The 8,814-nt window shown below is 54.8% G+C and carries 10 protein-coding genes; 4 read left to right on the top strand and 6 right to left on the bottom strand.

The genetic code is table 11. The annotated features are described in order from the left end of the window. Window positions 1-118: 118 nt before the first annotated feature. On the bottom strand, window positions 119-589 hold the full coding sequence (locus CSQ89_RS17930; protein WP_099407453.1) for a MarR family winged helix-turn-helix transcriptional regulator: 471 nt from the start codon (window positions 587-589) through the stop codon (window positions 119-121). Window positions 590-765: 176 nt separating this feature from the next. After that, window positions 766-1,191, bottom strand: a complete 426-nt coding sequence (locus CSQ89_RS17925; protein WP_099407452.1) for an organic hydroperoxide resistance protein — start codon at window positions 1,189-1,191, stop codon at window positions 766-768. Between the two features lie 222 nt (window positions 1,192-1,413). On the opposite strand from CSQ89_RS17925, the gene CSQ89_RS17920 reads away from it, so the two are divergent. The 4 genes from CSQ89_RS17920 (at window position 1,414) to CSQ89_RS17905 (ending at window position 5,018) form a co-directional block, all read left to right on the top strand. After that, entirely contained in the window at window positions 1,414-1,866 is a 453-nt protein-coding gene (locus CSQ89_RS17920) for a hypothetical protein (protein ID WP_099407451.1), read from the top strand. A 205-nt stretch (window positions 1,867-2,071) separates the two neighbouring features. Continuing rightward, window positions 2,072-2,833: a pseudouridine synthase gene (locus CSQ89_RS17915; protein WP_233203280.1), complete on the top strand. Its 762-nt coding sequence runs from the start codon at window positions 2,072-2,074 to the stop codon at window positions 2,831-2,833. 56 nt (window positions 2,834-2,889) lie between these two features. Further along, complete coding sequence (locus tag CSQ89_RS17910; RefSeq protein WP_099407449.1) at window positions 2,890-3,273, top strand: DUF6394 family protein; 384 nt, start codon at window positions 2,890-2,892, stop codon at window positions 3,271-3,273. Between the two features lie 11 nt (window positions 3,274-3,284). Continuing rightward, window positions 3,285-5,018 carry a potassium channel family protein gene (locus tag CSQ89_RS17905; protein ID WP_099407448.1) on the top strand — a complete coding sequence of 578 codons (1,734 nt, stop codon included), beginning with the start codon at window positions 3,285-3,287 and terminating at the stop codon, window positions 5,016-5,018. Window positions 5,019-5,145: 127 nt separating this feature from the next. Here the strand turns inward: CSQ89_RS17905 and CSQ89_RS17900 are convergent, their stop codons facing one another. The 4 genes from CSQ89_RS17900 to CSQ89_RS17885 form a co-directional block, all read right to left on the bottom strand. After that, window positions 5,146-5,373, bottom strand: coding sequence for an RNA-binding S4 domain-containing protein (locus CSQ89_RS17900; RefSeq protein ID WP_099407447.1), 228 nt, complete (start codon window positions 5,371-5,373; stop codon window positions 5,146-5,148). Further along, window positions 5,370-5,702 carry a tetratricopeptide repeat protein gene (locus tag CSQ89_RS17895; protein ID WP_099407446.1) on the bottom strand — a complete coding sequence of 111 codons (333 nt, stop codon included), beginning with the start codon at window positions 5,700-5,702 and terminating at the stop codon, window positions 5,370-5,372. Before CSQ89_RS17895 ends, CSQ89_RS17900 begins: the two co-directional genes overlap by 4 nt. After that, a complete protein-coding gene (locus tag CSQ89_RS17890; RefSeq protein ID WP_099407454.1) occupies window positions 5,699-6,604 on the bottom strand; it encodes a patatin-like phospholipase family protein in 906 nt (301 codons plus the stop codon). The genes CSQ89_RS17895 and CSQ89_RS17890 overlap by 4 nt, the downstream gene beginning before the upstream one ends. 271 nt (window positions 6,605-6,875) lie before the next feature. Then, on the bottom strand, window positions 6,876-8,657 hold the full coding sequence (locus CSQ89_RS17885) for a GspE/PulE family protein (RefSeq protein WP_099407445.1): 1,782 nt from the start codon (window positions 8,655-8,657) through the stop codon (window positions 6,876-6,878). Between the last annotated feature and the right edge of the window lie 157 nt (window positions 8,658-8,814).

Genomic DNA, 8,814 nt, shown 5'->3' with positions numbered 1-8,814 from the left:
AATGCCTGAGCATCAAGACGCAGAAGAACCCATTCGCACTTTGCCGCAAGTTACTGATCAACGCCTCCCGCGCGGCTTATGATCAGTTACAGCTGCTTCTCGCAGCTACTGCGTAACATCAGTTAATCACTGCGCTTTCTGCTTCAGCCTTCCCCAGCAATTTATCCAGCATAGTACGCATCTGATGAAGCTCTTCAAAGCTTAAACCAAGTGCCGTCATCAATGCAGGTGGTATTCCTTCAGCCTTGGAACGCATAGCTTGTCCAGCCTCGGTCAGCCGTAAACGTACTTCACGTTCATTCGCCGGCCGCCGTTCGCGACCAATCAGCCCGTTGACTTCCAACCGTTTCAAGAGCGGGGTGAGCGTACCGGAGTCCAGCATCAAGCGCGCTCCCAGTCCTTTAACGGTCAGATCATCCTCCTCCCACAGCACCAACATGACTAGGTATTGCGGATAAGTCAGCCCCAAATCGGCAAGCAGAGGCTGATAGCAACGAGTAACCGTGCGAGAGGCTGCATAAAGACGAAAACACAGCTGGGCATCGAGCCGCATCCAATCGGAAGTTGCAGAAACATTGGCAGAGGACATGATTTTCAGTTTTGGAGTAACAAATTTGGAGAACAAATCTAAACAATGACTCGGGTAGCAGGGCAACTATCGCCATCAACTTCACATACTGGGCTTTAAAAGAGAGGCAAGCTGCGTCCAGATGAAAACCCCTCTCGAAGGGCTTTCACCTTGCTAAAGCGCGCTCCAAACAGCGCTCAGCGTACGCTGATCTTCACATCAACATTGCCACGGGTTGCGTGCGAATATGGGCAGATGTCACGGTGGGCAACTTCCGCCAGCTGCTCTGTAACAGCACGATCAACACCGGGCATGAGTAGCTCCAATTCCGCGGTAAGGCCGAAACCACCGGCATCACGAGGGCCGACACCCACGCGGGCGGTAACCGAGAACGCTTCAATCTTTACATTTTGCTGTCGCGCGACAAAACGGACTGCGCTTTCAAAACAAGCGGCATAACCGGCTGCGAACAACTGCTCCGGATTGGTCGCTGCACCACCTGCGCCCCCCATCTCTTTGGGCATAGCAAGCTTGGCTTTGAGCACACCGTCGGACGATTCAATCTGGCCTTCACGGCCCCCCGTAGCCGTAGCTTGAGCGGTGTAGAGCACTTTTACAGACATGATGTTTCCTTTGTTTTCAGTGGTTAGAGATTGTTGTGCGGCAGAGTTATGTTAACCAACATATAAATTGCATGCAATCAATTTGCCAGAAATGTTTATCACCATCTGTCAGGGTTAGCTAGTTGACCCACGTTCCCCCCCACAGTTCAGTAAAGATTCAGGTAAGGGGTGGCAAAATGGCTGCCATCCAAGCCTTGTGGGCATTATTCGCGGAGCGCCAACATGCATAAGTCTATTTACCTGCTGCTCATGAGCACCAGTTTGCTGGCAGTCCCCGCTATTGCCGACACCGAGATTGGTGCCAGCATAGGCAACACCACGGGTGTCAGATTTGGACATCGCACAGAATCGCGCAATGGGATTGTTATCAGCACAACAATAGGAAACTTCAAGGACCTCACCCCTCGCTACCCGTCTCAACGTGAACAGTGGCTGCTTGAACGCGAACCACGTGTTCACGTCTATTACCGGCAACCGATACGTGAATACCGAGTACCTCCTCGGGTGATCTATGTCCCCGAGCGACGAACCGAGCGTGTTGTTTATCTAGATCATCCTGACGCGGAACCGGGCTGGCGATACAGTACCGAGCGCTACTGCCAATGCGACGATAGCGATGTTCGCCGTAGCGTGCGGGTCCAATCCTTTTACCGGTACGATAGTTGGGATGAGTAACAGCTAAGAACCTGTCTAAAAGTCTGCTGCGCGTCGGCAATATGGCGTTAAAAACACCCTCGGAATGCTCATTTACCACGCGTAAACTCCGCTTCCTCGGCTATTTCCGCCTTATCTTGCCTTAGCTCGCGAAACTTTAGACAGGTTCTAAGATGCCTTATCATGCCGGCTGCGGCCCCACCTCAGGTTGGGGCCGTTTTCTTTTATGATCACTCTTCTCGCCATGCCCACACCGTATAAGCCACAAACCCTGGAACGCTTGCTGCAATCACAAGGCTTTGGCAGCCGGAAGGCGTGCCGTCTATTGGTCGAGTCTGGCCGGGTAACCATCAATGGAGAGCGCTACCTACAAGCGAACACGCTATTTACGCCTCCCACTCTTACGTTCAATGTGAATGGCGAAGACTGGCCTTGGCGACAATATCTCTACCTCGCTCTCTACAAACCTGCTGGCTTTGAATGCTCGCGCACGCCACAGCACCACAACAGCGTATTTGGTTTATTGCCACCCCATTTCGTAGAACGCGGTATCCAGCCAGTAGGCCGACTGGATGCCGACACTACCGGCTTGCTTCTGCTGACCGATGACGGAGACTTCAACCATGCGATGGCTTCGCCCAAACGGCATGTCCCGAAGACTTACCAGATCCAAGCTCGACATACCGTTAGTGATGAACAAATCGTCGCTCTGTTAGCAGGTGTGCAGCTTCACGACGAACCCGCACCACTGGCGGCCCTGGCAGCAGAAAAACAATCTGACACCGTTCTTGAACTGACCATTGACCAAGGAAAATACCATCAGGTGAAGCGCATGCTGGCCGCAGCAGGCAATCGCGTCGATGGCCTGCACAGATTAGCCATAGGTACACTTAGGCTAGGTGAAGGCTGCCTTGCCGGATTGGCCGAAGGGCACTGGTGCGAGCTTGATGCAACGGCACTACACCAGTTGGGCTACACAGCGGTTTGAACTCCCGGCACCGCTCTGCCCTACAATGAAGCATCCTTCTCTCTATTATCCTGCCCATGAGCCTCGAAAAAGTCATCTTCGCCTTCTTCATTCTTCTGGCGTTCACCTTAAACTTTGGCTTTTTCGTCGGCGACCTGGATTCCGCGCATCAGCATGATGTGTTCGAGCTGTTTGCCGCTATTGTGGTCAATCTGATCGCTACCATACTGAAGTTTGGTGATCGAACCCAACTTGGGGCGCTGCATCTGGCAACCAGTTTGGTGGCCGACCTGCAATTAGTCGCAGCGGCCAGCTTGTGGGGCTATAGCCTGTATGTTTCCGGCGTTGGGATGACCCCAGGCGTTACCTCCAGCGTGGTTTCGCTATCGGGCGGGGCGCTGATGGCCAATGTCGTCTCCGTCGTACTGCTGATCGGTGAAACGCTGCAATTGCGCCGCTAAGCCAAGTCGTCATGCCAAATATCTTCTTCCTGGTGTTGCGGCGTATGCGCCCTCCGCTGATTACGCTGGTGCTGATCTACGCCATCGCCGTACTGGGCTTGGTGCTGATCCCAGGCAAAGACGACCACGGGCAGCCTTACCGCATGGATTTCTTCCATGCCTTCTATTTCATCAGCTACACCGCCACAACCATCGGTTTTGGCGAAGTGCCATTTCCCTTCACCTATCTACAGCGCATGTGGGTGGTCGTATGCATCTATCTGTCTGTGATCGGCTGGGCATTTGGCTTAGGTACGTTGTTTTCCATCCTGCAGGACAAGAGTTTCCAGCAGGCAGTTCAACTGGCGAACTTCGCTCGCAAGGTACGCCGCCTGAGCGAACCTTTTTATCTGATCTGTGGCTATGGCCAGACGGGGCGATTACTCGGCAAGGTGCTGGATGCACGGGGCTTTCGCTTTGTCGTACTGGAAAACCGTGAAGAACGCGTCAACGATGTGATTTTTGCCGACTACCGCTTTGATGTCCCCGTCTACGCGGGCAATGCAGCCAACCCGGATATGCTGCAAACAGCAGGTATCTTGCATCCGCAGTGCCAAGGCGTACTGGCGTTGACGGGAGACGAACAGGCCAACCTGGCGATTGCCATCACCGCCTTTGTGCTACGTCCCCAGATGATCTCGGTATGTCGCGCGAAAAGCCACGCAGTAGCGGAAAACATGGCCAGCTTCGGCACCAACCGCGTAATCAACATGTTTGACGCTGTAGGGCAGCGCTTTCGCATGGCCTTACACGCCCCGCAAACCAACCGCTTGTGGTCGGTACTAAACAGTTTTCCTGGCGAGCTGCTTCCACCCCTGGTCAACCCACCCCGTGGTCACTGGGTAGTCGTGGGCTATGGCCGCTTTGGCCGCGCAGTGCGCGCAGCACTCGACGCCGAAGGCTCAACCGTGACGGTCATCGACCTTTTCCCACCCGACGACTTGCCCAGCGATGAATATATCGTTGGCGTAGGCGTGGATGCGGAAACGTTGAAGTCCGCGGGACTGGAGCGGGCCGTCGGCATCGTCGCCTGTATAGACCATGATGCGAATAATCTGTCAGCCATTGCCACCGCCCGCCAGATCAAGTCAGACCTTTTCGTGGTGGCGCGCCAGAATCTGACCATGAATCATGTTTTGTTCGAGTCGTTTCACTCTGATGTGACGGTGATACGCAGCCAAGTAGTAGCCCAGGAATGCCTGAATGCCATGACCACACCTACCCTGGCACGCTTCATGGAACTGATTCGGTTAAGCAACGAAGTCTGGGCCAGGGCGCTACTACGCGAGATTGAGTCGCTGTGTGGGAAGCGGGTGCCGGATAACTGGGTAGTCGAGCTTGATGCAAACCACCAAGGGGCTATGTACGCCCTGATGGTCAATCCGCAGCCGCCGCTTGAGCTTCGCCACTTATTGGTGGACCCGCATGCGCCCAAGCATCAACTACCTTGCCTGCCGCTGCTGATTCTCCAAAACGAGAATGAAATATTGCTGCCGCCACCGGAAACACCCCTACGTTTTGGCGATCGCATTCTCTTCATCGGCCACCCCTCAGCAAGATTGGCGCAGCAGGCCACCGTCAACCAATACCGCCTGATCGACTTTGTGCGCACCGGCGTCGAGCCACCGGCCGGGTGGCTGTTCCGCAAGCTGGATGAGCGACGCAAGCTGCGTCACGCAGAAGTGAAAATCGAAACCGCGGAGTAAGAACCTGCTCACGACTTATCACGAGCAGGCATCAACAAGGTGAAACGCAGCACAGAAACCGGAAAGCTGTAGATGTCGAGTAGTCCTTCCTCTGCTATGAGATGCGTAGCAAGAACGTAAACAAGTTCTACGCACCATCTGCAGCGACTACACGGATCTCTTCATCAAAGGCACGCACCACGCTGCCTGCGTAAACCTTGCGGGTTTTACGAAACTCGATCTCGCCATCCACTTCGACAAGGCCTTCGGCCACCATCTGCTTGGCCATGCCGCCAGAATGCGCAATGGCGAGTAACTTAAGGAGGTTATGCAGCTCGATAAAATCGGAACTAAGTGTAAAAGTATGCTGATTCATGGGGTGCTATCTGTAGGGTTAAGCTGGCGCTCGATTCGGCGCGCAAACACAGTCATTTCCTTGGCGGCCTGCTTGTCGCCACGCGCTGTAGCAACCGCGATACCATCCTGATAAGCCTGTAATGATTCCGCCAGGCGTCCGGCTTCGGCCAAGGCCTTGCCCAGCCCTTTCCAGGCAGCTGAGTAGTTAGCATCGCTTGTAATGGCGTCTCGGTAATAGCCTGCCGCCCGCTCAGGCTGGCCGGCTTTCAGGTATTCATTTCCCAGCGAGAAACGCAGCAACGCGCCATCACGTGGGCCATTCAGCAATTTTTCCAGTTGGGCGATCATTTCTGTATCGCCTGCCACTTGGCAATCGCTGCACGAATAGCCGGCATTGCCGCCAACGCCGCTTTCTCGCCTTCCAGAATAGCCACATGCTTCTGGTCAAAATCGCTTGCACCAATCAGGCCAACACGCGGGGTAATCACCACATCGGCGCGGGCCGACTCCTGCTCGCCCAACTTCTGGCCCATGATGGTGACAGTCTGGTTCAGGATTGATGCAATACCGTTGGCAGGCTTACCGTGCTGCGCTTTGGCCGAGATGTCGACGGCGATCACGATATCAGCGCCCAAGGCACGGGTAGCATCAACCGGTACTGGGCTTACCACGCCACCATCGACATAGCGCTTTCCCGAAATGGTTACAGGCTGGAAAACCCCAGGAATACTGCATGAAGCACGCACTGCCTGGCCAGTATTGCCACGGGTAAAGGCCGCACGACTACCGCTGTCGAGGTTGGTCGCAACTGCAGCAAAGGGGCGGGCGAGCTTTTCTATCGGTCGGTTCTTGAGCAACTGGTTGACGTAATCCTGCAGCTTTTCCCCCTTGACCAGCCCACCACCGGTGATCGTCAGGTCGCGAACCTGAGCCTCATCCAAAGAAAAAGATTGTTCTTGCAGGGCAAACCCGTTCAACCCCGAAGCGTATAAAGCACCTACGACGCTGCCAGCACTGGTACCCGCCACCACTACCGGCGCTAGGCTTTGGGCTTCTAGAATCTTGATCACCCCGATATGGGCAAATCCCTTTGCCGCACCACCACCCAAAGCAATACCAATGCGCGGCTGGATAAGGGCCCTGGGCGGGACTATCGGCGTCTCAACGGTGGGGATGATGGTAGTTGGAGGGTTGGTACCGCAAGCAGTAAGTAAAAGAGGAAGCAAAAGCAAGAGAGTACGACGTTGCATGGTGTTCCGATAAAGCAATGTAAAAAGTGCAAAGCGCTTCATTATTCCGGCTTTGGGTAAAAAGCGCCGCATATTTGTGTATCGCATTCGAACGCGGCTTCAAGCCTTCAGGAGATAAAGCAGACCGATGAACCGTGACAAGGGAAGCAATGAAAGACATCAGACGAATATCAACAACCCGTTTAGATTCAATGCCTAACGCACACAATCCAAAGGGCAAGACTAGAGAACAGCAGACGCCGGATAGGTTCAATACGCTGGTCGGATAGCGTCAGTCCGGTTCCGCCGGCACGACTTTGATCACCTCTTCCAGTGTGGTCAGCCCGGCCGCGATCTTCTGCGCGCCTGCCAACTTGAGTGGTGTCAGCCCCTCGCTCAGCGCCTGTTCCCGAATCGCAGTGGGATGCGCCACAGTGGCCACGAGACGGCGCAGTTCTTTACTCATGGTGAGCATTTCATACAAACCAAGTCGCCCCAAATAGCCGGTGTTACGGCATTCCAGACATCCCACCGGTTTATAGGCCCCCATCGGCATTGGCACTTTCCAGGGCATAACCAAGGCATTCCACTCGGCTTCCAACGGGCCACCGGGCTGCTTGCAATGCGGGCAAAGAGTCCGCACCAGTCGTTGCGCCATCACGCCTACCACGGTGGAGCTGACGAGATAGGGCGGCACACCCAGCTCCAACATCCGGGTTACAGCACTCGACGCATCATTGGTGTGCAGGGTGGACAATACCAAGTGCCCGGTCAACGCGGCTTGAATCGCCATATCGGCCGTTTCCCGGTCGCGAATCTCACCCACCATGATGATGTCAGGGTCCTGCCGCAGTAAAGTGCGCACGCACTCGGCAAACGTCAGATCGATATTGTGCTGCACCTGCATCTGGTTAAAGCTCGTCTCGATCATCTCGATCGGGTCTTCCACCGTGCAGACATTGACCTCTTCGGTCGCCAGCTGTTTGAGCGTGGTGTAAAGCGTGGTGGTCTTGCCCGAGCCTGTTGGCCCCGTCACCAGGACGATGCCATAGGGCTGACGGACAAATTGCTGCCAACGTGCCTCATCTTCCGAACCAAAACCAAGGGCGCCGAAGTCCCGCACCAGAATGGCTGGGTCGAAAATACGCATCACCAGTTTTTCGCCAAAAGCTGTCGGCATAGTCGATAACCGCAGCTCGATCTCTCGCCCATCCGGTGTCTTGGTCTTTAACCTGCCATCCTGTGGTCGGCGTTTCTCAGCAAGGTCCATGCGCCCCATGACCTTGATGCGCGAAATAATCGCACTCATCACGGCTGGCGGCACCTGGTAGACGGAATGCAGCATGCCATCAATGCGAAAACGCACATGCCCTGCTTCGCGGCGTGGTTCAAGGTGGATATCCGAAGCGCGCTGGGTAAAGGCATATTGGAACAACCAATCGACCAAACTGACGATGTGATGGTCGTTGGCATCGACATTACCGGTGCGGCCAAGCTGAATCAGCTGCTCGAAATTGGCAAACTGGTTCTGTTGGCCCGATTGCGCCACCGCCTGCTTTACAAAGCGCGATAGGTTGTAGAACTCGGGCAGATAGCGGGCGATGTCTTCGGGATTTGCCATTACCCGTTTGATCTCGCGCTTGAGGATACGGCTGAGTTCATCCTCCCATTCGCGCACAAAAGGTTCGGCTGTGGCGATGGTGACCGTCGTCAAATCTACCGCTATCGGCAAAATCCCATACCGTTTTGCGTAGCCGTGGCTGACCACACCTGATACCGCCGCCACATTTATCTTGAGAGGGTCGATATGCAGCCAGGGCAGCTTGATCTTCTGCCCCAACCAATGCCCCAGCCAGGCAGAGTCGATAAACTCGCCCGTCTTCAAACTACGCCACCCCTGCGGTGCAATCACACTAAATGGGTGTGTCTTGCCGTTTGCCGATGTACGCGCCGGAATCAGAAACGCCTCTGCCACCTCAGGCGTCAGGTGTCCCTCTGCAACCAAGGCATCAACCAATGGCTTGAGCGATAGGCGCATGTCTGCATGGTCGCGCACCGGCATGAATGTTTTCATAATGACTTCACGTACAAATATTGATTTTATTTAACTGATGTTACGCAGTAGCTGCGAGAAGCAGCTGTAACTGATCATAAGCCGCGCGGGAGGCGTTGATCAGTAACTTGCGGCAAAGTGCGAATGGGTTCTTCTGCGTCTTGATGCTCAGGCATTC

Source organism: Chitinimonas sp. BJB300 (assembly GCF_002735695.1).
In the GTDB taxonomy this organism is placed as follows: Bacteria; Pseudomonadota; Gammaproteobacteria; order Burkholderiales; family Chitinimonadaceae; genus Chitinimonas.
This window is presented reverse-complemented; position numbering and strand designations above follow the sequence as displayed.

What these genes read in the sequence shown, in the direction of transcription:
- CSQ89_RS17930 (WP_099407453.1), bottom strand. Translation starts at nt 589, where the DNA reads ATGTCCTCTGCCAATGTTTCTGCAACTTCCGATTGGATGCGGCTCGAT.
- CSQ89_RS17925 (WP_099407452.1), bottom strand. Translation starts at nt 1,191, where the DNA reads ATGTCTGTAAAAGTGCTCTACACCGCTCAAGCTACGGCTACGGGGGGC.
- CSQ89_RS17920 (WP_099407451.1), top strand. Translation starts at nt 1,414, where the DNA reads ATGCATAAGTCTATTTACCTGCTGCTCATGAGCACCAGTTTGCTGGCA.
- CSQ89_RS17915 (WP_233203280.1), top strand. Translation starts at nt 2,072, where the DNA reads ATGATCACTCTTCTCGCCATGCCCACACCGTATAAGCCACAAACCCTG.
- CSQ89_RS17910 (WP_099407449.1), top strand. Translation starts at nt 2,890, where the DNA reads ATGAGCCTCGAAAAAGTCATCTTCGCCTTCTTCATTCTTCTGGCGTTC.
- CSQ89_RS17905 (WP_099407448.1), top strand. Translation starts at nt 3,285, where the DNA reads ATGCCAAATATCTTCTTCCTGGTGTTGCGGCGTATGCGCCCTCCGCTG.
- CSQ89_RS17900 (WP_099407447.1), bottom strand. Translation starts at nt 5,373, where the DNA reads ATGAATCAGCATACTTTTACACTTAGTTCCGATTTTATCGAGCTGCAT.
- CSQ89_RS17895 (WP_099407446.1), bottom strand. Translation starts at nt 5,702, where the DNA reads ATGATCGCCCAACTGGAAAAATTGCTGAATGGCCCACGTGATGGCGCG.
- CSQ89_RS17890 (WP_099407454.1), bottom strand. Translation starts at nt 6,604, where the DNA reads ATGCAACGTCGTACTCTCTTGCTTTTGCTTCCTCTTTTACTTACTGCT.
- CSQ89_RS17885 (WP_099407445.1), bottom strand. Translation starts at nt 8,657, where the DNA reads ATGAAAACATTCATGCCGGTGCGCGACCATGCAGACATGCGCCTATCG.